General features: G+C 70.1%; 22 protein-coding genes. 20 read left to right on the forward strand and 2 right to left on the reverse strand.

Annotation, left to right across the window (positions count from 1 at the left end):
- The first annotated feature begins 88 nt into the window (after positions 1–88).
- The 7 genes from OIE51_RS24040 (at position 89) to OIE51_RS24070 (ending at position 6800) form a co-directional block, all read left to right on the forward strand.
- Positions 89–694: a TetR/AcrR family transcriptional regulator gene (locus OIE51_RS24040; RefSeq protein ID WP_326599879.1), complete on the forward strand. Its 606-nt coding sequence runs from the start codon at positions 89–91 to the stop codon at positions 692–694.
- 156 nt (positions 695–850) lie between these two features.
- Complete coding sequence (locus tag OIE51_RS24045; RefSeq protein ID WP_326599880.1) at positions 851–2065, forward strand: acyl-CoA dehydrogenase family protein; 1215 nt, start codon at positions 851–853, stop codon at positions 2063–2065.
- A 241-nt stretch (positions 2066–2306) separates the two neighbouring features.
- Positions 2307–3371, forward strand: coding sequence for a phosphotransferase family protein (locus OIE51_RS24050; protein WP_326599881.1), 1065 nt, complete (start codon positions 2307–2309; stop codon positions 3369–3371).
- A gap of 20 nt (positions 3372–3391) precedes the next feature.
- The gene (locus OIE51_RS24055) at positions 3392–4039 is read left to right on the forward strand and encodes a histidine phosphatase family protein (protein WP_326599882.1); all 648 of its coding nucleotides are present in this window, start codon (positions 3392–3394) and stop codon (positions 4037–4039) included.
- A 65-nt stretch (positions 4040–4104) separates the two neighbouring features.
- Positions 4105–5073 carry an NADPH:quinone oxidoreductase family protein gene (locus OIE51_RS24060; RefSeq protein ID WP_326599883.1) on the forward strand — a complete coding sequence of 323 codons (969 nt, stop codon included), beginning with the start codon at positions 4105–4107 and terminating at the stop codon, positions 5071–5073.
- A 178-nt stretch (positions 5074–5251) separates the two neighbouring features.
- Complete coding sequence (locus OIE51_RS24065) at positions 5252–6196, forward strand: alpha/beta hydrolase family protein (RefSeq protein ID WP_326599884.1); 945 nt, start codon at positions 5252–5254, stop codon at positions 6194–6196.
- A 94-nt stretch (positions 6197–6290) separates the two neighbouring features.
- Positions 6291–6800, forward strand: a complete 510-nt coding sequence (locus tag OIE51_RS24070) for a sigma factor (protein WP_326599885.1) — start codon at positions 6291–6293, stop codon at positions 6798–6800.
- A gap of 361 nt (positions 6801–7161) precedes the next feature.
- Here the strand turns inward: OIE51_RS24070 and OIE51_RS24075 are convergent, their stop codons facing one another.
- A complete protein-coding gene (locus tag OIE51_RS24075; RefSeq protein WP_326599887.1) occupies positions 7162–7848 on the reverse strand; it encodes a hypothetical protein in 687 nt (228 codons plus the stop codon).
- A gap of 1063 nt (positions 7849–8911) precedes the next feature.
- Here OIE51_RS24075 and fabD point away from each other — a divergent pair.
- The 12 genes from fabD to OIE51_RS24135 all read left to right on the forward strand — a co-directional run bounded on the left by fabD (position 8912) and on the right by OIE51_RS24135 (position 21898).
- On the forward strand, positions 8912–9862 hold the full coding sequence (fabD, locus tag OIE51_RS24080; RefSeq protein WP_326599888.1) for an ACP S-malonyltransferase: 951 nt from the start codon (positions 8912–8914) through the stop codon (positions 9860–9862).
- A 552-nt stretch (positions 9863–10414) separates the two neighbouring features.
- Positions 10415–11890, forward strand: a complete 1476-nt coding sequence (locus OIE51_RS24085; protein ID WP_326599889.1) for an FAD-dependent monooxygenase — start codon at positions 10415–10417, stop codon at positions 11888–11890.
- A 165-nt stretch (positions 11891–12055) separates the two neighbouring features.
- A complete protein-coding gene (locus tag OIE51_RS24090; RefSeq protein WP_326599890.1) occupies positions 12056–12385 on the forward strand; it encodes a TcmI family type II polyketide cyclase in 330 nt (109 codons plus the stop codon).
- Between the two features lie 31 nt (positions 12386–12416).
- On the forward strand, positions 12417–13673 hold the full coding sequence (locus tag OIE51_RS24095; RefSeq protein WP_326599891.1) for a beta-ketoacyl-[acyl-carrier-protein] synthase family protein: 1257 nt from the start codon (positions 12417–12419) through the stop codon (positions 13671–13673).
- Positions 13670–14887 carry a ketosynthase chain-length factor gene (locus OIE51_RS24100; RefSeq protein ID WP_326599892.1) on the forward strand — a complete coding sequence of 406 codons (1218 nt, stop codon included), beginning with the start codon at positions 13670–13672 and terminating at the stop codon, positions 14885–14887. The genes OIE51_RS24095 and OIE51_RS24100 overlap by 4 nt, the downstream gene beginning before the upstream one ends.
- A 69-nt stretch (positions 14888–14956) precedes the next feature.
- The gene (locus OIE51_RS24105) at positions 14957–15226 is read left to right on the forward strand and encodes an acyl carrier protein (RefSeq protein ID WP_326599893.1); all 270 of its coding nucleotides are present in this window, start codon (positions 14957–14959) and stop codon (positions 15224–15226) included.
- A gap of 124 nt (positions 15227–15350) precedes the next feature.
- Positions 15351–16136, forward strand: coding sequence for a 3-oxoacyl-ACP reductase FabG (gene fabG / locus OIE51_RS24110; protein WP_326599894.1), 786 nt, complete (start codon positions 15351–15353; stop codon positions 16134–16136).
- 64 nt (positions 16137–16200) lie between these two features.
- Entirely contained in the window at positions 16201–17145 is a 945-nt protein-coding gene (locus OIE51_RS24115) for an aromatase/cyclase (RefSeq protein ID WP_326600775.1), read from the forward strand.
- Between the two features lies 1 nt (position 17146).
- Entirely contained in the window at positions 17147–20353 is a 3207-nt protein-coding gene (locus OIE51_RS24120) for an FAD-dependent monooxygenase (RefSeq protein ID WP_326599896.1), read from the forward strand.
- 84 nt (positions 20354–20437) lie between these two features.
- Positions 20438–21043, forward strand: a complete 606-nt coding sequence (locus tag OIE51_RS24125; RefSeq protein ID WP_326599897.1) for a nitroreductase/quinone reductase family protein — start codon at positions 20438–20440, stop codon at positions 21041–21043.
- Positions 21044–21045: 2 nt separating this feature from the next.
- Positions 21046–21414 (forward strand): antibiotic biosynthesis monooxygenase family protein, encoded by a 369-nt coding sequence (locus tag OIE51_RS24130; RefSeq protein ID WP_326599898.1) that lies wholly within the window; start codon positions 21046–21048, stop codon positions 21412–21414.
- Positions 21415–21496: 82 nt separating this feature from the next.
- On the forward strand, positions 21497–21898 hold the full coding sequence (locus OIE51_RS24135) for a nitroreductase family deazaflavin-dependent oxidoreductase (RefSeq protein ID WP_326599899.1): 402 nt from the start codon (positions 21497–21499) through the stop codon (positions 21896–21898).
- Positions 21899–22126: 228 nt separating this feature from the next.
- On the opposite strand, the gene sigJ is transcribed toward OIE51_RS24135, so the two are convergent.
- A complete protein-coding gene (gene sigJ, locus OIE51_RS24140; protein ID WP_326599900.1) occupies positions 22127–23086 on the reverse strand; it encodes an RNA polymerase sigma factor SigJ in 960 nt (319 codons plus the stop codon).
- Between the two features lie 184 nt (positions 23087–23270).
- Between sigJ and OIE51_RS24145 the strand changes: the two genes are divergently transcribed.
- Positions 23271–24896 carry an NAD(P)/FAD-dependent oxidoreductase gene (locus OIE51_RS24145; protein WP_326599901.1) on the forward strand — a complete coding sequence of 542 codons (1626 nt, stop codon included), beginning with the start codon at positions 23271–23273 and terminating at the stop codon, positions 24894–24896.
- Positions 24897–24921 lie beyond the last annotated feature (25 nt).

Consider the following 24921-nt stretch of genomic DNA (forward strand, 5'->3'; position numbering starts at 1 on the left):
GTCCCGATACGTCGGTGTACCCGGTGCGGCATCGTATGCCCCATCGGTCCGGCAGTCGAGCAATGCTCAACAAGTTAGGGTTGACGGTATGACCACCGAGTCGGCCCGCCCCCGTGTGCGCCGCACCGCCGACGAGCGCCGGCGACAGCTCATCGGCATCGGTCTGCGGCTGCTGGCGACCCGGCCCATCCACGAGTTGTCGATCGACGAGGTGGCCGCTGAGGCGGGCATCTCACGCGGCCTCCTCTTCCACTACTTCCCGACCAAGCGGGACTACTACGTCGCCGTGGCGCGGGCGGCGGGGCGGCGGCTGCTCAAGCACGCGACCGCTCCCGAGAGCGACGACCCGACCGAGCGGCTGCGCGGCATGGTCGACGGGTTCGTCAGCTTCGTGCGCCGCCGGCATGACAACTACGTGGCCCTGGCCCGCGCCGGGGCGGGCGGCGACGACCAGGTGCTGGAGGCGTTCGGCGGCGTCCGCGCCGAGCTGACCGACCGGGTGCTGGCGGCGATGGGGGAGCCGGCCGCGCCGCCGCGCGTGCGGTTCGCCGTCCGGGGCTGGCTGGCCATGGTCGAGGAGATGGCCATCGAGACGCCCGTGGACGTCCTGGGCACCGAGGAGCTCACCGATCTCCTCGTCCGCAGCCTGGGCCGGATTCTCTCCTCCCTCGCCCCCACTGACCCGACGCCCTGACCCGCGACGCCCTGACCTGCGACGCCCTGACCTGCGACGCCCTGCCCCGCCGCGCGCCGATCCGTGCCCGGACTCCGGCCGGAGCCACTATTGAGCAATGGTCAGCAGGGCACTAGCCTCCCTATCGAGCAATGGTCAATAGCGAGGGGTTCGGTCATGGATTTCGCACACTCCGCCCGGGCGCGTGAATACATCGAGTCGGTCGGCGACTTCATCGAGACCGAGATCCTGCCGCGCGAGCGTGAGTACTACACCGAGCTGTTCCGGCAGCCCGACCGCTGGACGGTCCCCCCGCTGATCGGCGAGCTGAAGGCCAAGGCCCGCGCCGCCGGCCTGTGGAACCTCTTCCTGCCCGACGAGCGGTACGGCCCCGGCCTCACCATGACCGAGTACGCCCCGCTCGCCGAGCTGATGGGCCGCTCGACCATCGCCCCCGAGATCTTCAACTGCAACGCCCCCGACACCGGCAACGCCGAGGTGCTCCACCTCTACGGCAGCGACGAGCAGCGCGAGCGGTGGCTGGAGCCGCTGCTCGCCGGTGAGATCCGTTCCGCGTTCTGCATGACCGAGCCCGCCGTCGCCTCCTCCGACGCCACCAATATGCAGGCCACCGCCCTTCTGGACGGCGACGACGTGGTGCTCAACGGCCGCAAGTGGTGGTCCACCGGCATCGGGCACCCCGACTGCGAGTTCGTCATCTTCATGGGTCTCACCGACCCCGAGGCCCACCGCCACCACCGGCACTCCATGGTCCTGGTCCCCAAAAACACCCCGGGCGTGCGGGTCGAGCGGATGCTGCCCGTGTTCGGCCACTACGACGAGCCCTACGGCCACGGCGAGGTCTCGTTCACCGACGTCCGGCTGCCCCGCGCCGCCATCATCGCCGGCCCCGGCCGCGGCTTCGAGATCGCGCAGGGCCGCCTTGGCCCCGGCCGCATCCACCACTGCATGCGCCTGATCGGCCTCGCCGAGCGTGCCCTTCAGCTGGCCTGCCGCCGCGCCACCGAGCGCACCGCCTTCGGCAAGCCCCTGGCCAACCTCGGCGGCAACCGTGAGCGCATCGCCAAGGCCCGCATCGCCATCAACCAGGCCCGGCTCCAGGTTCTGCACACCGCCTGGCTGCTGGAGACCTCCGGCCCGCTCGGCGCGATCAGCGAGCTGTCCCAGGTCAAGGCCGCGGTGCCGGTCATGGCCTACGAGGTGATCGACATGGCGATCCAGCTCCACGGCGGCGCCGGGCTCTCCGACGACTTCCCGCTGGCCGCCGCCCTCGCCAACGCCCGAGCGCTGCGCCTGGCCGACGGCCCCGACGAGGTGCACCTCGGCGTGGTCGCCAGAATCGAGCTCGCGGCCCACCGGGACCGCGCGTGAGCCGACCGGCGATCGGTCGGCCCCCGGCATCGCCGCCCCCGGGGCGTGCCCCCGAGCCGGTGCATGACATCCCCGCCGGGGCGCCCGGAATCCCGGGACGGGGTTCCACCGGCCACTCCCGTTGCATAGCCTCCGGGATGAACAGCCGCCGCGTCGGCGGGACACCACCGTCGGTGTCCGCCGAGAAAGGGGTCCGCGCCATGGTTGAGGCCAGCGAGCGCCCGGTCGCCGGGAGTGGACGATGACCGGCGGCGGGTCCGCCGCCGGGAAGGTCCGCGACGAGGACGCCTTCGATGTCCCCCGCCTCGACGCCTGGCTGAAGGAGCGGCTGGCGGGGCTGGCCGGTGCCCCCGCGGTCACCCAGTTCTCCGGCGGCGCCTCCAACCTCACCTATCTGCTCCGCTATCCCGGCACGGATCTGATCCTGCGCCGCCCGCCGGCCGGCCGGAAGGCGTCCTCGGCCCACGACATGGCCCGCGAGTACCGGGTGCAGCGCCAGCTCAAGCCGGCGTTCGGCTATGTGCCGACGGTCCGCGTCCTGTGCCAGGACCCCGACGTCATCGGCGGCGACTTCTACGTCATGGACCGGGTCCCCGGCCTCATCCTGCGCCGCGACCCGCCTCGCGGGCTGTCCCTCGGCCCGGCCCGCGCCAGGGCGCTGTCGGAGACCTATGTCGACACCCTCACCGAACTGCACGGCATCGACCCGGTCGCCGCCGGCCTGGCCGACCTCGGCAAGGGCGCGGGGTACGTGCGCCGCCAGGTCGAGGGCTGGACCCGGCGCTACGAGCAGGCCCGCACCCGGAACGTGCCCCGCTTCACGCGCGTGACCGCCTGGCTCGCCGAGCACCGGCCGGACGACGTCGCCACCCGTGTCATCCACAACGACTGGCGGCTCGACAACATCGTGCTGGCCGGGGACGACCTGCGCGTCCGGGGGGTCCTGGACTGGGAGATGGCCACCCTCGGCGACCCGCTGATGGACCTCGGCGGCGCGCTGGCGTACTGGGTGGAGCCCGGCGACGGGCTGCTCGCCCGCCGCACCCGCCGCCAGCCCAGCGACCTCCCCGGAATGCTCACCCGCGCCGAGATCGTCGACCGGTATGGCGACCGGATGGGGCTGGCCACCGACAACTGGCCGTTCTACGAGGTCTTCGGCCTCTTCCGGCTCGCCGCCATCGCCCAGCAGATCTACTACCGCTACCACCACAAACAAACCCGCAACCCGGCCTTCAAGAACCTGTGGATCTTCGTGCACCACCTCCACGGGCGCTGCCGCGCCACCATCCGCCGGGCCGGCCGCTGAGAGGCTGAAGAAAACACCCCATGCCCGTCATCCACCTCCTCCGCCACGGCCAGGCGTCCTTCGGCGGCCCCGCCTACGACGAGCTGTCCGACCTCGGCCGGCGTCAGGCGGCGATAGCCGGCCAGGAGCTGGCCCGGCGCGAGCCACGCCGCCCGCTCATCGTCTGCGGCACGCTCACCAGGCAGCTCGACACGGCCGGGATCGTCGTGGGCAGCGGCGGCTTCCTGATGGAGCCGCAGATCGACGCCCGCTGGGACGAGTACGACTTCCTGACCGTGCTGGAACGTTACGCCGTGCCGGAGGAGCCCATCGGATCGGCCGGGGTCCAGGACGTCCTCGACCTGGCGCTGCTGGCCTGGATCCAGGACCCGGACCGGGACGGCTGGCCCGCGTTCTCCGGCGGCGCGATCGCGGCGCTGGAGGAGCTCGCCGGGTCGCTGACCGCCGGGCGCCGGGACGCCGTCGTCATCACCTCCGCCGGAGTGGTCGCGGCGCTGTGCGGCTGGCTTCTCGGCCTGCCGCCGGCCGGAGTCGTGGCCCTGCACCGGGTCGCGGTCAACGCGGCGATCACCACCCTCGCCGTGGGCAGATCCGGCACCAGCCTGGTGGCCTTCAACGACCACGCGCACTTCGCCGGCCGAGGCCGCGAGCTGCTCACCTACCGCTAGCCGCGCGACACCGCGCACACCGCGCACACCGCAGACCGCACACCGCGAGAAAGAGAGACATCACCATGCGGGCCGTACACGTGACCCAGCTCGACGGGCCCAAGGCCGTGCGGATCGTGGATCTGGCGGAGCCGGAGCCCGGCGCCGACCAGGTGCTCATCGACGTCCACGCCGCCGGAGTCGCCTTCCCGGACGTGCTGCTGACCCGGGGCATGTACCAGATCAAGCCGGAGCCGCCCTTCGTGCCCGGCTCCGAGGTGGCCGGCGTGGTGCGCTCCGCGCCGGAGGGCTCGGGGTTCGCGCCGGGCGACCGCGTCGCGGCCTTCCCCGCGTTCGGCGGCTTCGCCGAGCGGGTCGCCGTGGACGCCCGGCTGGTCTTCCCGCTGCCCGAGCGCCTGTCCTTCGAGGCCGGCGCCGCCCTCCCGATGAACTACCTGACCGTGCACTTCGCCCTCTCCCGGCGCGGCCGGCTGCGCGCGGACGAGACCGTCCTGGTGCACGGGGCGGCCGGCGGCATCGGCACCGCCGCCATCCAGTACGCCTGTGCCCTGGGCGCCCGGGTGGTCGCGGTGGTCTCCAGCGAGGCCAAGGGCCAGGTCGCCCGCCGGGCCGGGGCACACGACGTGGTGCCGGTCGACGGCTTCCGGCAGTCCGTCGCCGAGCTGACCGGCGGCCGGGGCGTCGACCTGGTGGTCGACCCGGTCGGCGGCGACCGCTTCACCGACTCGCTGCGCAGCCTCGCGCCCGAGGGCCGCCTGTTGGTGATCGGCTTCACCGGCGGCGAGATCCCCACCGTGAAGGTCAACCGGCTGCTGCTGAACAACATCGAGGTCGTGGGCGTCGGTTGGGGAGGCTTCTGGCTGCCCCGGCCCGAGTACCTGCGTGAGCAGTGGACCGAGCTGCTGCCGCACCTGGAGGCCGGCCACCTCGACCCGCTGCTCGGCGCCCCTTACGAACTGGCCGACACCGCCGAGGCGCTGGCCGAGCTGGACGAGCGCCGGGCGCTGGGCAAGGTCGTCATCCGCGTGCGCTGAACGGGCGGGCGGGCGCGCGGCGCGGAACCGGTAATTGTCACATGCCTGACAGAACGGCCCGCGCCGCGCATGCCCCCAGCATGAATAACGCCCGCGCCTCTTCCCGGGCATGCCGTCCGCCCGACACACTCCGAACCCGGCGAGTGAGAAAACCCCGCCCAGAAGGAGTGCCGTCCTGATGCGACCCCGCCCCACACCCCGCACGACCCGCGTCCAGAGGACGCGGCTGAAGCTCGCCCTGACCTCGGTAGTCGCCGGTGGTCTCGCCCTCGGCGCCGTCGGCGTCGCGGACGTCACCGCCACGGCCACGCCCGCCGCCGGGTCCGGCACCCAGGCCGCGGCCGAGCAGGAGTACCGGCGCGGGCCGAACCCCACCGCGCAGAGCGTGGAGGCCGCCACCGGCCCGTTCGCCATCCAGCAGACGAGCGTGCCCGCCGGCAACGGCTTCGGAGGCGGCACGATTTACTACCCGACCGACACCAGCCAGGGCACGTTCGGCGCCATCGCCATCTCGCCGGGCTGGACGGAGAACCAGTCGTCGATCTCCTGGCTCGGACCGAAGCTCGCCTCCAACGGCTTCGTCGTCTTCACCATCGACAACAACAACGCCCTCCTGGACTTCCCCGACGCCCGCGGCCAGCAGCTCCTCGCCGCGCTGGACTACCTGACCACCTCCAGCGCGGTCGTCAACCGCATCGACAAGACCCGTCTCGCCGTCGCCGGGCACTCGATGGGCGGCGGCGGCTCGCTGCGGGCCGCCGCCGCGCGCCCCGAGATCCAGGCGGCCATCCCCCTCACCCCCTGGGACCCCAGCCAGGACTGGTTCTCGGTGCGCGTCCCGACCCTGATCGTGGGTGGCGAGAACGACTTCGTGGCGCCGGTGAACTCGCACTCCGAGCCGTTCTACGAGAGCCTGCGCAACGCGCCGGAGCGGGCCTACCTGGAGATGGAGTCCGGGAGCCACTTCGTGACCAACTCGGCCAACCCCACCATCGGCCGGTATGTCCTGTCCTGGCTGAAGCGGTACGTCGACAACGACACCCGCTACGAGCAGTTCCTCTGCCCGCCCCCGGCGTCCAGCAGCATCATCTCCGAGTACCGCAGCTCCTGCCCCGGGTCCTGAGAAATGAGACGCGGGCCACACTTTCCAGGCTGAATGTCACACTCCGAGGGGCGCCGTCCCTCTAAAGGGGGAACGCGCATACAGGAGGTCCACCATGATCGACGGTTCGGCGAAGAGCCTCGCGGGTGTTCCGGACGACGCCGCGACCCGGGTGTTCGCCGACCACCGGGACCTGCTGTTCTTCATCGTCCACGCGCTGCTGGGGAACACCGCCGACGCGGAGGACGTCCTCCGCGAGACCTCGTCGTCCTGGCTGCGGACCAGCCACCGGATGACCGACGAGATCGACGATCCCTGGGCCTACCTGGTGCGGATCGCGGTCAACCGGACGCTGGCCCGGCAGAGCGCGAGCGGCGGGGGAGACGGCGCCGGGGGCCTCAGCCCGCTGGAGCGCGCCATGGTCGTCCTGCACCAGACGTTCGGCATCCGCCACACCGAGATCGCCGACATTCTCGGCCGCAGACCGCGCTACCGGGCGGTCACGGCCGGGCCGTCCGCCCCGGACGAACCGGGGCTCTCAAGCGGCACGACCCCGCCACGCAGCGGCGCCCCTCGTCGCCGCCGACGCGCCGTCATGGTCCGTTCCGCCGGACCGTCCGGGTGACCGCGCGGGCAGCGTAGTCAGCTCGGGGCGGCAGCCGCCGGGCGGCGGTCGTGCTCACCCTGCCTGTCATCCGCGTGAAAGGGGGAATCCCCCGCCCTCCCGTTCGTGGATGACAGGCAGGGCACTACGTCAGAGCGATTGCACTGTGCAATGGAGGTTTATTCTCGGGATGGGCGTGGATCGGACGAGGCGGCGAGGAGTTCCATCAGCTCGTCGAGGTCGTATTGGGCTCTGTTGGGGCTGCCGTAACGTGTGATCTTTCCTCGGCTGGCCCACTTGCGAATGGTGGCCTGGGAAACACCGGCGGCGAGTGCCGCGAGCTCCGTCGGAACGAGTCTCGCGCCGTTTCTCGGTCCCTCGCTCATGCGGCGCCCTCGGCCTGATGTGAACGGTTTGTGGTCCTTCCGTGTCTCGACTGCTGAATCTGCCGGGACAGGTGGAGCCACTGATGTGGTGCCCAGGTGTGGCCTGCGGTACAGCGCACCTCCCGTATGCGCTTACCTTCCCGGCCGGAAGCGGTCGGGCCCATCGGTGCGGTACAGCCCGGATGTATGCATTGACCGAGCTCGATACGGAGCCCCGGCTGGGTGTACGCGGAACGCTGGGCGTGGCTGGTGATGCGCGCGATTTCCTCGACGAAGTCCGCTACGGCCGGATGGTCGACCAGCCAGCTCAGGTGACGGACGAGGAAGGTCGCGAGTTCGGCCGGATGTCTTCGGGCCGGCTTGGCGACCGATCGCTCGTCGGCGACCAGGGCCGACCAGGAGGCGAGGAATCCGATGATTCCCGAGCGGGTGGTGATCACTTCCTCGTCGAGCAGGATGCCGGTGGACTGCCGACTGCCGCTGACCCTTTGAAGTGCGGGATTACGGCGGGGCAGCAGCGCCGACTCGCAGTCCTCGTAGATCTGCGGCAGTTCCAGCAGATCGGCTCGCAGGGCGTGGCGGCAGGTGGCGCACAGCCGCGGGCCCGAGCCCGCGGTCCGATGGGGTGATGGTACCTGCGGACGGCTGCCGCAGTTGTTTCCCAAACACAGCGAAGTGTTCATTTCCTCACCTGATGGTCAATCATGGCGGAAAGTGGTTGTCGCATCGCGGGATAAACGGTCACTCGTGATGACCTGAAGTTTGTGCCTGCGTCAGGGCATGCCGAAAGACGCCATGTGTTCTTGTGCGGGACACCTGGCCGTTACATGCCCGTTATCGGCTGCTTTTCGCGGTTCTCGTCACTGGTCACCGCAGAATCGGCCGAACCTCAACGCCTGGGCGAACATGATCTTTCTGTTTCTACCGCGTTAAATCGGTGTCATAATGATCCGGAACCCCCGCTCCCGAGTCATGGCCTGGCCCTGTATGGCGATGTCCAGGTTTTGAAGTGGAAGGCTACTCACAAACCCCGCCGCCCGTCCATACCTGACCGGCCTCTCGGGGAGATCGGGGAAGGATGGTGTCAGAGTGTTCATGTGTCCGCTCGCGCCCCTTCCATCCCGTGTGGGTTGCTTGTCCGTTTCCGTGGGGGAATAACGGAATTCCAGATTCCATTCGCGGTTGCGTGGCCGCCGCGCCGCGGCGCACGTAATCATGTTCTGACATTAGGTCAGAGCAAGAGTGTTTGCTCCTGGGTTCTTCGCTCATGCGAAAGTCGCTGTTCCCTGACCTGTGCTCCGATCCCGCGTAGGGTCCCAGGCCCATGCGTACGGGAGCTAACTGCCCAGCGGCATGTAGCTATGAACTGCGTAAATGCTGTGGAGGAGGAGCGCGGTTGACATAGACTGCGTGAAGCTGTCACGATGTTTTGGGCGGCAGACTTATGCCTCGATTCGGTTTCGAAAGATGTGACCTACGAATCGGGTGGCCGCCCTTCTTCATGTCCGGAAGTGTCCGGCGCGCAGGCGCGGATACCGGGCATGTCCAGCGCTTTCGCCCCGGATGCCACTGAGACGGCGCGGTCCCGGCGCATGGCGACGAGCGTCAATGTGTTCCAGGTCACATTAATTCCCAGTGCTGTCCCGCTCGCGCGACGTTGGCGGCACTTCTGAAACCGAATCGGCCGACGTCAGCGACGCGGCGGTGTACCTGACAGCGCGAAGGCCGGAAGGATCCTTAAGGCGCATGGACAGAATCGGCTTCGTCTTCCCCGGCCAGGGGTCCCAGCGTGTGGGCATGGGTCACGACCTCGCCCAAGAGCGCCCGGAGCTGGTCGGAACCTACTACCGCCCGGCCGAGGAGATCCTCGGCCTCCCCATGTCCCAGCTCTGCTGGGAGGGCCCGGCGGAGGCCCTGAAGGACACCTCGATCACCCAGCCCGCCGTCTTCCTCACCAGCCTGTGCGTGCTCGACTCACTGCGCGAACGCGGCCTGGCCCCCGATGTCGTCGCCGGGCACAGTCTCGGCGAGTACACCGCGCTGGTCGCGGCCGGGGTCCTGGCATGGACGGACGCGCTCCGCCTGGTCCGGCTGCGCGGTCAGCTGATGGCCGGGGTCAACGAGCGCGTGCCCGGCGCGATGGCCGCCATCGTCGGCCTGACCCTGGAGGACGTCGAGAAGATGTGCGTCCAGGCCGCCGACGTGACCGGTCAGGTGGTCGAGATCGCCAACGACAACGAGCCCGGCCAGACCGTCGTCTCCGGGCAGGTCGACGCCGTCCGGTCGGTCATGACGGCCGCCAAGGACGCCGGCGCCCGCCGCGCGGTGCCGCTGGAGGTTGGCGCCCCCTTCCACTGCTCGCTGATGAGCGGGATCGAGGAGCGGTTCGCCGCCGCCCTCGCGGAGGTGGAGTTCCGGGAGCCGGTCGTCGAGATGATCTCCTCGGTGACCGCCGAGCCCGTCACGAGCGCCGCGGGCGCCCGGGAGGTGCTCACCCGTCAACTCGCCGGCCGCGTCCGGTGGACCGGGGTGGTGAGCCGGATGGCGGCGGACGGCGTCGGACGGTTCATCGAAGTCGGACCGGGCAAGGTGCTGGCCGGCCTGTGCCGGCGGATCGTTCCCGGAGCCGGCACCCACACCACGTACGACACGCGGCAGTTCGCCGCGACCCTCGACGCGCTGGCTCCCGCCGAGTGACGCGCGCCGGGTGAACCGCGCCGGGTGGCCCCGGCGCGGTCACGCGCCCCCTCCCGGGGTGCGCGCGGCTCCATGGGGGCCCGCACACGCGATCGTCTACGCGCGGAGCGCGGGCGGGCCCCGCCGACGGCCGTGCCGTGCCGTGCCGTGCCGAAGGCTGTGCGTGCCGAAGGCGGCGCCCGCTGAAGGCGGTGCCGTGTCGAAAAACACGCGGCACGGGGCCGTCCGGATGTTTCAAAGCGGATTCCCGCGTTCCACGGAATGGTGTTCCGCGGCATCTCAGCAGGGTTTTCCACGGATTTCCCGACAGGGGACTCCGTTGCCCGATCGCCTGTTGACACGAGCCGCGAAGACGTGTCACGCTTTTCCCAGCGGTCGAGCTGTGCCCAAATCCAGCCGATGACCGCCCGCCTCTCCCGAGAGGCTTCCGATTCCCCCCTTCACGTCCTTCCTGACTGGCTCTGTCACGCCCTTTTCCGGCGGTCAGAGCTATTTTTATGCCATTTTCCCGTGGGCGCTCACGAACTGTTTACCCAGGTCAAGGAGAGAAGCATGGACGTTCCGGTCATCGTCGTGGGCGCCGGGCCTTCCGGGCTCGTGCTGGCTGCCGAATTGCGGCTGGGCGGCGTCGAGGTCATCGTTCTCGACAAGCTGGAGAAGCCCTCGGGAGAATCCCGCGGTCTCGGCTTCACGGCCCGCGCGGTCGAATTGTTCGACCAGCGCGGCCTGCTCCCCGGATTCGGGGAGAACCTGGAGATGGCCCCCATCGGGCACTTCGGCGGCATCCTCGTGGACTACACCCAGCTCGAAGGCGCCCACTTCGGCGCACGCGGTATTCCCCAGGCCAAGACCGAGGAAGTCCTGATCGCCTGGGCGACGGACCTCGGCGCGGACATCCGGCGCGGCTGGGAGGTCGTCGGCGTGACCGACGACGGCGCGGGCGTCGATGTCGAGGCCGAGACGCCCGAGGGCCGGCAGACGCTGCGCGGCCGGTACGTGGTGGCCTGCGACGGCGGGCGCAGCACGGTCCGCAAGCTGATCGGCTTCGACTTCCCCGGCACCCCCTCGACTATCGAGATGTACCTGGCGGACGTGGCCGGGCTGGACCTGCCCGCCCGCCACATCGGCGAGAAGGTGCCCGGCGGCATGATCATGAACGCCCCGCTGGGCGAGGGCGTCGAGCGCATCATCGCCGCCGAGCGCGGCAACGGCCCCCGCGAGCGCACCGGCCCGCCCACCTACGATGAGGTCGCGGCCTGCTGGGAGCGCCTGTCCGGCCAGTCCATAGCCCACGGCACGGCGTCCTGGGTCAGCTCGTTCGGCGACGCGACGCACCAGGTCACCGAGTACCGCAAGGGCAACGTGCTGATCGTCGGCGACGCCGCCCACACCCACCTCCCGGCCGGCGGCCAGGGCCTCAGCGTCAGCGTGCAGGACTCCTTCAACCTGGGCTGGAAGCTCGCCGCCACCGTGCGCGGTTGGGCCCCGCCCGAACTGCTGGACACCTATCACGCCGAGCGGCACCCGGTCGGGCAGCGACTGCTGATGACGACCCGCGCGCAGGGCATGCTCTACCTCGGTGGATCCGAGATCGAGCCGCTGCGCAACGTCTTCAAGGAGCTGCTGGAGTACTCCGAGGCGGCCCGCCACCTCATCGGCATGGTCACCGGCTTCGAGGTCCACTACGACGCCGGCTCCGGCACGCACCCACTGCTCGGCAACCGCGTCCCCAAGCAGGACCTGGTCGGCACCGGCGGCAAGACCACGACGACCGAGCTGCTGCACTCCGGCCGCGGCGTCCTGCTGGACTTCACCGACCACCCCGACCTGCGCGCCGTCGCGGCTCCCTGGTCGGACCGGATCGACATCGTCACCGCCCTGCCGCACGAGCTGTCACCCGCCAGCCCGCTGGCCGGCGTCACCGCCGTGCTGGTCCGCCCCGACGGCTACGCCGCCTGGGTGGAGCCGGACGCCGAGGGCGAGGCGCTGTCGTCGGCGCTGAACCGCTGGTTCGGCAAGCCGCGGTAGACCGTGTCGACGCCCATTCGGGCACGGACTTTTGTGAGCGATTGGGGTGCGGGGGATGGGCGGTGACCCAGACGGAATTCCGGCCGTCCGGGTGCCGCCCATCTCCCGCCGATCGATCGAGAAGGCACGGTCTGAGCAGACAACCTCAGGAAAGGGAGACACCCGATGCACAGCACGTTGATCGTTGCACGGATGGCGCCCGACGTCAGTGGTGATGTCGCGCGAATCTTCGGGGAATTCGACAACACGGAGATGCCCGATCTGATGGGCACCAGGCGCCGCCAGCTCTTCTCCTACCGGGGCCTGTACTTCCATCTCCAGGACTTCGACGACGATCACGGCGGTGCCGTGATCGAGGAGACGAAGACCCACCCGCTGTTCGTGAAGGTCAGCGACGACCTCAAGCCGTTCATCGAGGCTTATGACCCGGCGACCTGGCGTTCGCCCGCCGATGCCATGGCCAAGCGTTTTTACCACTGGACCAAGTCTTCGTGACGCTTTTCAGCCCGAAGGGGGCGACGTCAGCATGCGACGGCGAGTAGTGATAACCGGCATCGGGGTCGTGGCGCCCGGCGGTATCGGCGTCAAGAACTTCTGGAGTCTGCTGAGCGAGGGCCGGACGGCGACCCGCGGGATCACGTTCTTCGATCCCACACCGTTCCGTTCCCGGGTGGCCGCGGAGGTCGACTTCGACCCCGAGGCCGCCGGGCTCAGCCCGCAGGAGATCCGCCGGATGGACCGGGCGGCGCAGTTCGCCGTGGTCTCCGCCGCCGAGGCGGTGGCCGACAGCGGCCTCGAACCGGCCGACCTCGATCCGTACCGCACGGGGGTGACCGTCGGCAGCGCCGTCGGCGCCACGATGGGGCTCGACCAGGAGTACCGCGTCGTCAGCGACGGCGGCAGGCTCGACCTCGTGGACCACGAGTACGCGGTCCCGCACCTCTACGACTACTTCGTGCCGAGCTCGTTCGCGCGCGAGGTGGCGTGGTCGGTGGGGGCCGAGGGCCCGGCCACCGTGGTCTCGACCGGCTGCACGTCCGGTCTCGACTCGGTCGGGTACGCCACGGAGCTGATCCGCGAGGGCAGCGTCGACGTGATGATCGCCGGCGCCTCAGATGCCCCGATCTCCCCGATCACGGTGGCCTGCTTCGACGCCATCAAGGCGACCACCTCGCGCAACGACGACCCGGAGCACGCCTCCCGGCCGTTCGACAACTCCCGCAACGGCTTCGTCCTCGGCGAGGGCGCGGCGGTCTTCGTGCTGGAGGAGTACGAGCGCGCCAAGCAGCGCGGCGCGCGCATCTACGCCGAGATCGCGGGCTTCGCCAGCCGGTGCAACGCCTTCCACATGACGGGTCTGCGCCCCGACGGGCGCGAGATGGCCGAGGCCATCAACACCGCCATGAACGAGGCCCGGATGAACCCGGACGAGATCGACTACATCAACGCCCACGGCTCGGGCACCAAGCAGAACGACCGCCACGAGACGGCGGCCATGAAGCGGAGCCTGGGCGACCACGCCTACCGGACCCCGGTGAGCTCCATCAAGTCGATGGTCGGACACTCCCTGGGCGCGATCGGCTCCATCGAGATCGCGGCCTCCGCGCTGGCCATCGAGAACAACCTCGTACCGCCCACCGCGAACCTGCACACCGCGGACCCCGAGTGCGACCTGGACTATGTCCCGCTCAAGGCCCGCGAATGGCAGACCGACGCGGTGCTGACAGTCGGCAGCGGCTTCGGCGGCTTCCAGAGCGCGATGGTCCTGCGGAGGACGGCGTGAGCACTTCGGTAGTGGTGACGGGGCTGGGTGTCACGGCTCCCAACGGGCTCGGTACCGACGAGTACTGGGCGGCGACCAGAGGCGGCAGAAGCGGCATCGAGCCGGTCAAACGGTTCGACGCGACGGGCTACCCGTCCGTGCTGGCGGGTGAGGTCCCCGGCTTCGTCGCCGAGGACTACCTGCCCAGCAGGCTGATGCCGCAGACCGACCACATGACGCGGCTGGCGCTCGTCGCGGCCGACTGGGCACTGGCCGACGCCGGTGTCCAGCCGTCCGAGTGGGAGGCGTTCGACATGGGCGTCATCACCGCCAGCTCCTCCGGCGGCTTCGAGTTCGGCCAGAACGAGCTCCAGGCGTTGTGGAGCAAGGGCGGCCAGTACGTCAGCGCGTACCAGTCGTTCGCCTGGTTCTATGCCGTGAACACCGGTCAGATCTCGATCCGCACTGGCATGAAGGGCCCCAGCGGGGTCGTCGTGTCGGATCAGGCGGGCGGCCTGGACGCCGTCGCCCAGGCCCGCCGCCAGATCCGCAAGGGCAGCCGCCTGATCGTCACGGGCGGCGTGGATGGCTCGGTCTGCCCCTGGGGCTGGGCCGCCCAGCTCGCGGGCGGCCGGCTGAGCACCAGCGCGGACCCCGGACGGGCGTACCTGCCGTTCGACCCGGAGGCCGCGGGGCACGTGCCCGGTGAGGGCGGCGCCCTCGTCATCCTGGAGGACGCCGACTCCGCGCGCGAGCGCGGCGCCCGCGTCTACGGGGAGGTCGCCGGCTACGGCGCGACGTTCGATCCGAGGCCGGGCAGCGGGCGCGAGCCCGGTCTGCGGCGGGCGATCGAGATCGCGCTGGACGAGTCCGGTCTCGAACCCGCCGAGCTCGACGTCGTGTTCGCCGACGCCGCGGCGGTGCCCGAGTTGGACCGCGTCGAGGCCGAGGCCATCCGGGCGGTGTTCGGCCCGCACGGCGTGCCGGTCACCGCGCCCAAGACGATGACCGGCCGGCTGCTGTCCGGCGCCGCCTCGCTGGACCTGGCCGCCGCGCTGCTGTCCATCCGGGACGGTCTCATCCCGCCCACCACCAACGTTTCGCCGCTCCCCGAGTACGAGCTCGACCTGGTCGTCGGCGAGCCGAGGATCGCCGACGTCGGCTCGGCGCTCGTCCTCGCCCGCGGGGACGGCGGCTTCAACTCGGCCATGGTCGTGCGCCGGGTCGCCGGCTGACCACCGGCCCGCTCACCAGGCTCACGAGGCTTACGAGGCTTACGAGGCTTACGAGAACGAAGGATTGAGATGGCCTTTCAGGAACTCACCATCGAAGACCTCCGGCGCATCCTGCGGGAGGCCGCCGGTGAGGTCGAGAGCGTCGACCTCGACGGCGACATCCTCGACCTGACCTTCGAGGAGCTGGGCTACGACTCGCTCGCCCTGCTGGAGACCGGCAGCCGCATCGAGCGCGAGTACGGCATCGCGCTGGAGGAGACCTCGGTCGCCGACGTCGAGACGCCCGGCGCGCTGCTGACGGTCGTCAACAAGCAGCTCGCCACCGAGAACGCGGCCTGACCGTCCCTGCCACCGCTCCGCCGCCGCGTGCCCCGCACGCGCCCGGCGGCGGAGCCGTGCGAAGGGACCGGCACACCGACAACCCGGCACACACCCAACCAGTTCGTATAGGTAAGGAGAAGGCATGGCCGTTGAGGGGCAGCGGGTCGCTCTCGTCACGGGGGCCACCAGCGGAATCGGGCTTGCCGTCACCAGGGCTCTGGCCACGCAGGGCCACGCGGTGTTCATCTGCGCGCGCAGCGCGGACACCGTCGAGGTGACGGTGAAGGAGCTGCGCGACGAGGGCCTTGACGTGGACGGCGCCGCGTGCGACGTCACGTCCAAGGACGACATCAAGGCGCTGGTGCAGGCGGCCGTCGACACGTACGGCCGGGTCGACGTCCTGGTCAACAACGCGGGCCGCAGCGGCGGCGGCGTGACCGCCGACATCGAGGACGACCTCTGGTTCGACGTCGTCAACACCAACCTCAACAGCGTCTTCCTGATGACGCGCGAGGTGCTCAACACCGGCGGCATGCGGCACCGCGACCGCGGCCGGATCATCAACATCGCGTCGACGGCCGGCAAGCAGGGCGTCGTCCTGGGCGCCCCCTACTCGGCGTCCAAGCACGGCGTCGTCGGCTTCACCAAGGCCCTCGGCAACGAGCTGGCCCCGACCGGCATCACGGTCAACGCGGTCTGCCCGGGCTACGTCGAGACGCCGATGGCCGCGAAGGTCCGCGCGGGCTACGCCGCCGCGTTCGACACCACCGAGGACCAGATCATGCAGAAGTTCACGGCCAAGATCCCGCTCGGCCGTTATTCCACCCCCGAGGAGGTGGCCGGCCTGGTGGGTTACCTCGCCACGGACACCGCCGCCTCCATCACCGCCCAGGCCATCAACGTCTGCGGCGGTCTCGGCAACTTCTGAGGCCACCGCAGCACGGGCCCGAGGCCACCCGCACCGTTTTTCCGAGGGATTGGGAGACTTGATGATGACGGAGTCCGGCCACCGCGAGGTGGAGCACGAGATCACGGTGGACGCCCCGGCCGCCGACGTCTACCGGCTGATCGCCGAAGTGGTCAACTGGCCGCGCATCTTCCCGCCGACCGTGTTCGTCGACCACGTCGAGCGCAGCGGGAACACCGAGCGCATCCGCATCTGGGCCACCGCCAACGGCGAGGCCAAGAACTGGACCTCGCGCCGGGTGCTCGACCCCGAGAAGCTGCGGATCGAGTTCCGCCAGGAAGTGTCCACGCCGCCGGTCGCGGCCATGGGCGGGACCTGGCTGATCGAGTCGATCTCCGACACCCAGTCACGGGTGCGGCTGCTGCACGACTACCGGGCCATCGACGACGACCCGGACAGCCTGGCCTGGATCGACCAGGCCGTGGACCGCAACAGCCGGTCCGAGCTGGCCGCCCTGAAGAAGAACGTCGAACTCGCCACCGGCGCCGACGACCTGTACCTGGCCTTCGAGGACACGGTGCAGATCGACGGCTCCGCCAAGGACGTGTACGACTTCCTCAACGAGGCGTCGCTCTGGAAGGAGCGGCTGGCGCACGTCGCCCGCGTCGAACTCACCGAGGACACCCCGGGTCTGCAGATCCTGGAGATGGACACCCGCACCAAGGACGGGTCCACGCACACCACCAAGTCGGTGCGCGTGTGCTTCCCGGACAGCAGGATCGTCTACAAGCAGATCACGCTGCCGGCGCTGATGACCCTGCACACCGGCTACTGGAAGCTGGAGGAGAACGCCGACGGCGTCGCCGCCACCTCCCAGCACGCGGTGATCATCAACACCGAGAACATCAAGAAGATCCTGGGCGACGACGCCGGTCTGGCCGAGGCCAAGACGTTCGTCAAGAACGCCCTGAGCACCAACAGCACCGCCACCCTCGGGTACGCCAAGGCGTACGCGGAGGGCAAGCGCTGATATGGACACCCAGGTCATCATCGTCGGCGCGGGGCCGGTCGGCCTGATGCTGGCCGGTGAGCTCCGGCTCGGCGGGGCCGAGGTGATCGTGCTGGAACGCCTCGCGACCCCGACCACCGAGTCCCGCGCCTCGACTCTCCATGCCCGCACCATGGAGATCCTGGACCAGCGGGGCCTGCTGACCACGCTGGGCACACCGCCCAACGACCCGGTGAGCCACTTCGGCGGCCTGCCGCTGGACCTCGGCGGGCAGCCGTCCCGCTACCGGGGCCAGTGGAAGGTGCCGCAGGCGCGGGTCGAGGCCCTGCTGGCCCAGTGGGCCGGCGGACTCGGCGCCGACATCCGGCGCGAGTACCGGGTCACCGGCCTCGTCGCCGGCGAGGACGGGGTCGAGGTCGAGGCCGCCACACCCGGCGGCCCGGCCCGGCTGACCGCCGCCTGGGTCGTCGGCTGCGACGGGGAGGACAGCGCCGTACGCCGCCTGGGCGGCTTCGACTTCCCCGGCCACGACGCCACCCGCGAGCTGGTGCGGACCGATGTCACCGGCGTCGACATCCGCAACCGGCGCTTCGAGCGGACGCCCAACGGGCTGGCCATCGCGGCCACCCGGGACGGCGTCACCCGGGTCATGGTCCACGAGTTCGGCCGGCCGCCCGGAGTGCGCGACGGAGAGCCCGAGTTCGCCGAGGTCGCCGAGGTGTGGTCCCGGGTGACCGGCGAGGACATCAGCGGCGGCACCCCGATCTGGGTCAACGCCTTCGGCAACACCACCCGCCTGGCGGCCCGTTACCGCCAGGGCCGGCTGCTGCTGGCCGGCGACGCCGCGCACCGGCAGATGCCGGTCGGCGGACAGGCGCTGAACCTGGGCCTCCAGGACGCGGTGAACCTGGGCTGGAAGCTGGCCGCCGAGGTGACCGGCCGGGCCCCCGCCGGGCTGCTCGACACCTACCACGAGGAGCGGCACGGCGTCGGCGAACGGGTCCTGGGCAACATCGAGGCCCAGGCGCTGCTGCTGCTCGGTGGCGGCGAGGTCGACGCGCTGCGCGCCACCACGGGCGAGCTGATGGGCCACACGGCCGTCCGCGACCGCCTGGGCGCGATGATCAGCGGCCTCGACATCCGCTACGACATCGGCGACGAGCCCCTGGTCGGGGCCCGTATGCCGCATCTGGACCTGGTGACGGAATCCGGGGTGACGAGCACCATCGCGCTGCTGCGCGGCGGTCGGGGTGTCTTGCTGGACCTGTCCGGCGACCCGGACCGGCGCGCGGTGCTGACCGCGCTGGCCGCCGGCCGGGTGGACGTGGTGGCGGCGCTCGCCGCCCCCGACGCCCCGCTGGAGGGCCAGGAGACGGTGCTTATCCGCCCGGACGGATACGTCGCCTGGGCCGGCGACCGGGCGGCCGATCCCGCCGCCGTACTGGACCGCTGGTTCGAAGCTGCCCGCACGGCTGACACGTCCAGTTCGCACGAGGCACGGAAACGCGATTCCGAAGAGAGAGGCGGGCTGATGCCCAGCAAGATCAAGGCAACGAGTGAGGCCAAGGGGCCCGAGCAGGCCCAGACGTGCGACGTTCTGATCCTCGGTTCCGGTCTCGCGGGCTCGGTGGCCGGGGCGTGCCTGTCCCGGCAGGGCGCGAACGTGGTGCTGGTCGACGCCGGGCAGCACCCGCGGTTCGCCATCGGCGAGTCGATGACACCGCAGCTCGTCGAGTGGCTGCGCATCTGCGAGAAGCGCTTCGAGGTCCCGGAGATCGGCTACCTGCTGGACGCCAAGGCGGTCGCCAAGAACATCGGCCCGCACCACGGGCGCAAGCAGAGCTTCGGGTTCATCAAGCACAAGGTCGGGCAGGAGCCCGACCCCGAGGAAGCGACGATGTTCGTCATCCCCAAGGTGCTGACCGACGCCAGCCACCTGTTCCGCCAGGACACCGACCAGTTCTTCTTCAACGTCGCCGCCAAGTACGGCTGCACGACGCGCCAGAACTGGCGCGCGGCCGACCTGGACTTCGACGACGACGGGGTCACCGTCACCGGCCAGAACGGTGAGGTCTTCCGGGCGAAGTACCTGATCGACGCCAGTGGTTTCCGTTCCCCGCTGGCCGAGAAGTTCGACCTGCGGGAGAAGCCGGCCCGCTTCAAGCACCACGCCCGGTCGATGTTCACCCACTTCATCGACCTGAAGCCGTTCGACGACGTGTCGCACCACCCGGTGAGCCAGCGCCCGCCGGCCAAGTGGCACGACGGCACGCTGCACCACCTCATCGACCGCGGCTGGTTCTGGATCATCCCGTTCAACAACCTCAAGGGATCGGCGAACCCGGTGGTCAGCGTCGGTCTCACGATCGACGAGCGCACCTACCCCAAGCCCAAGGACATGACCCCGGAGGAGGAGTTCAACAAATTCCTCGACATGTACCCGGCGGTCAAGCGCCAGTTCGTGGGCGCCAAGCGGGTGCGTGAGTGGATCTCCACCGACCGGCTCCAGTACTCCTCGAAGCGTTCGATCGGCAACCGCTGGTGCCTGATGTCGCACGCGGCGGGCTTCCTGGACCCGCTGTTCTCCCGCGGCCTGTCCAACACCTTCGAGGTCGTGTACTCGCTGTGCACGCGCATCCTCGACTCGCTGGAGGACGACAACTGGTCGGAGGAGCGGTTCGAGTACGTCGAGCAACTGGAGCGGGGTCTGCTCCAGTTCAACGACGACCTGGTGAACAGCTCCTACATCTCGTTCTCCCACTTCCGCCTGTGGAACGCGATGTTCCGCGTCTGGGCCGGGTATCTCACCCCGGGCGTCATCCGGCTGGTCCGGGCGGTCGGCGAGTTCGAGCTGAGCGGCGACGACAAGTTCCTGCGCGACCTGGAGAATCCGCCCTACCCGGGGCTGTGGTTCCCCGAGAGCCACAACCTCAAGAAGCTGGTCGACCTGGCCGCCGAGACTTGCGAGAAGTACGAGGTCGGGGAGATCGACGGCGACACCGCCGCCGACATCATCTTCGACTTCATGCGCAAGGACCCCACGATGAACCCGGTCTTCGGCTTCAAGGATCCGGAGAGCACCCGGTTCATCTACCCGACTGCGGCCGACATCGCCAAGTTCATGTGGTGGGCGAACACCAAGGCTCCCGAGGGCGAGATGCGGCAGATGGCCCGGCAGATGGTCAAGGTCGCCGCGCGCGCCACCGCGAAGGGCAAGCGGCTGATCTAGCCCGCCCCGTACGGCCGTTCCCGTACGGCCGGCCCGCACTGCCTTCCCGAATTCCGCACACTGGAGCAGAAGAGGAATCGCCCTATGGCCGACACCATGGCCTCCGCACCGGACCAGACGGCCCCGTCCGCCCCGCTGGCCATCTCGGATCTGGAGCTGAACACCAACCCGTTCATCAAGGCGTTCATCCGGTTCAACGTGTACATGTACTCGAAGCCGCCGCGTAAGGGACAGCTCGCGTTCAGCAAGTTCGGCCTGCGCATGCACATCGCCCTCTACAAGGCGTCCAAGGGCAAGATCATGGGCAAGTTCGGCGACCTGGACGGGATGCTGATCACCACCGTCGGCCGCAAGTCCGGCCTCAAGCGGACCGTGCCGGTCGGTTACATCTACGACAAGGGCCACTTCTACTCGATGGCCGCGCCCGGCCACTTCGACGTGCCCGGCGGCCCCAAGGGCAAGCACCCCGGCTGGTTCGTGAACCTGCGCGCCAACCCCGAGGCCATCATCGACATCGGCCCCGAGCAGATCGAGATCACCGCCGAGGAGCTGCACGGCGACGAGCGCGACGCGATGTGGGAGCACTTCTGCGAGGTGTTCCCCTTCATGCGGTACTTCCAGTCCCGGTCCAGCCGTCTCATCCCCGTCGTGCGGATGACGCCCAAGGACCTGCACCCGAAGGAGCTGTGACCATGCCCCAGGTCGCACACCTCGACCCGTCGACTCCCATGCCGGCCCAGCTGCAGGAGAAGACCGGCCCCATCGTCCTGGTGAACACGTTCTTCGTGCCCCGCGAGGCGATGGACGAGTTCCTCGAACTGTGGGGGGCGGACGCCCGCGTCATGAAGTCCCAGCCCGGCTTCATCTCCACCCAGATGCACCGGGGGACGGCCGGCAGCCAGCTCCTGGTGAACATCGCCGTGTGGGAGTCCACCGAGGCGCTCGCCAAGGCCCACTCCAGCCCGGAGTTCCGGGCGGCGTCGAGCAAGCTCCCGGACGGCGTCATCGCCCACCCGCACGTCTTCGAGAAGATCGCCGTCGAGGGCGTCTGCGTCGCCTAACACACCTGACACATGGGGGGTGGTGCCCAGCGGCACCGCCCCCCGCTGTTGTTGTCGACAGTGCTATCCACCACAGGGAGTCATGGTGTCCGTCAAAAGACGACTGGCCCGGTTCAACCGTGTCGTCGCCAACCGCGTCATCGGCCAGGTCATCTCACGGATGCCGGGGTTCGGCGCCGTGTACCACCGCGGCCGGAAGTCGGGGCGCCCGTACCGCACCCCGGTGAAGGTCTTCCGCGCCGGTGACCGTTTCATCCTCTCGCTGCCCTACGGCCCGGACTCCGACTGGGTGAAGAACGTGGTGGCCGCCGGCGAGTGCGAGTTGCTGACCCGCTGGCGCCGGGTGCGTGTGGTCGACCCCAAGGTGTACGTGGACACCGTGCAGGCCGACATCCCGCGTCCGCTGGCCGCGGCGCTGAAGAAGATCAAGGCGTACGACTTCATCGAGCTGCACGTGGCCGAGGCCGCCGCCCGGAAGCCGTGAGGCCACCGGGAGCCGTGCGGCCGGCGGCGGGCCGCTCCTGGTCCTGGCTCTAGGGTCCGTGCTCACCGGAGGCGTCCGTCCGCGGCGTCCGGCGCGTGCGACCCGAAGGCGCCGGATCGCCCGCGTACGCATGGGGTCCCCCCCGGACAGAGTCGGGGGGAGTACGTGGGTGATCCGGCGACGCGGCGAGCGTGCCTGCCAGGCGTCGCGGGCAGGGCGGCCTCTTCTCTACGAAGACGGGCCCTGGTCCCGCTCCGGGGCCCCGGCGGGCTGGACACGGGCCAGCTTCTCGGGGTTGGTGACGGCGTAGATCTCGCGGACCTGGTCGCCCTCCGGGGTCAGGTCCATCACGACCACCGCGAACGGGGTGTCGCCGGAGAACACCACGGCCGACTGGTCCCCGCCCGCCCGCCCGTAGCGGACCCGGAGCTCCGCGGGCGGCCGGGAGGCGTAACCGGCCATCAGGCGGGCCACCTTCTCGCGGCCGGTGACCGGACGCAGCGCCGCCGACCGCACCTTGCCGCCACCGTCGGTCCACATGGTCACGTCGGGGGCCAGCAGCCGCAGCAGGGAGTCGATGTCGCCGCCGAGCGCGGCGGCCACGAAGCGCTCGGTGACCTGCCGTTGCAGGGCCGGGTCGGCCCGGAAACGCGGCCTGCGGGCATGGACGTGCTCGCGGGCGCGATGGGCGAGCTGCCGCACGGCGGACGGACTGCGGTCCAGGATGCCGGCGATCTCGGCATGGGCGTAGCCGAAGACCTCGTGCAGCACGAACACCGCGCGCTCCAGCGGGGTCAGGGTCTCCAGCACCACCAGCACCGCCATCGACACCGACTCGGTGCGCAGCGCGCGGTCCCCGGCGTCGGAGGTGTCGGCGACCAGCGGCTCCGGCAGCCAGGGGCCGACGTACGCCTCGCGGCGGCGGCTGATGGCCGCCTGCCGGGCCAGCGCCTGGTTCACGGCGATCCGCACCAGGTAGGCCCGCGGATTGTCGATCTCCGGCGCCGCCGGCCGCGCGCTCGCGCGGGCCCACGACAGCCATGTCTCCTGGAGCACGTCCTCGGTGTCCGCGACGCTGCCGAGCATGTTGTAGACGATCGAGAACAGCAGCTCCCGGTGGCCGACGAACACGCTCGTCGCGGCGTCCAGCGACGAGTCGGTCGAGTCTGCTGCCGGAGTGTCGGACATCGTGCTGCCTTTCCTGCTGGCGCGCTCCCCGCGCGGGAGGGACGGCGCCGACCGGAGGGTGACGTTCGCTCCGGCGAGCATAGCGGCCCCCGTGTGACCTCGGCGGACCGCTTCCCCACGCCCGGAATCCCCCCAACACATCACGTACAGCGGACCTTTCTCGTACTGGGAGGAACACGACAGCATGAACACAACCACCACGGAGTCGCAGGCGCCCGAGCCGTACGACGTCGCGATTCTCGGCGCGGGCATGGCCGGCGGCATGCTGGGCGCGGCGCTGGCCCGTAACGGGGTCAAGGTCCTGCTGATCGACGCGGGCGTCCACCCCCGCTTCGCGGTGGGGGAGTCGACGATTCCCTACACCTCGTCGATGACCAGGATCATCGCCGAGCGCTACCAGGTGCCCGAGATCGAACCGCTGGCCAGCTTCAAGGGCATCCAGGAGACCGTCGGCCGGATGAGCGGCCGGAAGCAGAACTTCGGCTTCGTGTACCACCAGGAGGGCCGGCCGCAGGACCCGGAGCAGATCAACCAGCTGGTGGTCCCGGAGTGGCAGCGCACCGAGAGCCACCTCTTCCGGCAGGACATCGACAGCTACCTGTTCAACGTCGCCGTCCGCTACGGCGCCGAGCCGCGCACCAACACCCGGATCAAGGACATCCTGATCGAGCCGTCCCTCGGCGTCCTGCTCCGCGCCGACAACGGCGAGGAGTTCCACGCCAAGTACCTGGTGGACGGCAGTGGCTTCCGCTCGCCCGTGGCCGACGCCTTCGGCCTGCGCGAGACCCCGACCCGCGCGCGGGCCCACTCCCGCACGATCTTCACGCACATGATCGGCGTCACCCCCTTCGACGACGCCCCGGCGGCCAAGTCGCACGACCAGCCCAGCCCGTGGCACCACGGAACGCTGCACCACGTCTTCGACGGCGGCTGGCTGTGGGTCATCCCGTTCGACAACCACGACGGGTCGCTCAACCCGCTGTGCAGCGTCGGGCTGACGCTGGACCCGCGCATGTACCCCAAGCAGGAGGGCGTCGGCCCGCAGCAGGAGTTCGAGGACTTCCTGAAGCGTTTCCCGGAGATCGCCGAGCAGTTCACCCAGGCGAAGGCGGTCCGCCCGTGGGTGGCCACCGGCCGCCTCCAGTACTCGTCGACGAAGACGGTCGGCGACCGGTACGTCCTGACCGCGCACGCCGCCGGGTTCATCGACGCGCTGTACTCGCGCGGCCTGACCAACACCCTTGAGGTCGTCAACGCCCTGGCGTGGCGCCTGATCGAGGCGTCGCGCGACGACGACTGGTCCACCGAGCGCTTCGCGTACGTGGACCGCCTCCAGCAGGGCCTGTTCGACGTCCACGACGACCTGGTCTTCTGCTCCTTCGTCGGCTTCAAGCACTACGACCTGTGGAACGCGGTCCTGCGGGTGTGGGAGTCGACCAGCATCCTGCCGACGGTCACCATCGACCAGGCGTACCGGCGGTACATGCAGAACCGCGACGACCAGATCTTCCGCGACCTGGAGAAGCGCGACGTGCCCGGCCTGCCGGCCGCGGTCGGCGCGGACATCAACGGGCTGCTGACCTTCGCCCGGGAGACCTGCCTGGCCGTCGAGGACGGCTCGCTGGCCCCGGCCGAGGCGTCCGAGCGCCTGTTCGCCAGGCTCCAGGAGGCCGCGTTCCTCCCGGCGCCGTTCCGGCTGGGCGCGCCGGACAACAAGTGCTTCAACGCGACGCAGGAGCTCATCGGGAAGGCCGTGCAGTGGGCCGGGACCGACGCTCCCGAGAACATCGCCGCGCTCTTCCGCCCCTGAGGCGGGACCGCCGCCCGGCCCGCGC

Origin of the sequence: Streptomyces sp. NBC_01803, from assembly GCF_035917415.1 — a bacterium.
Lineage (GTDB): Bacteria > Actinomycetota > Actinomycetes > Streptomycetales > Streptomycetaceae > Streptomyces.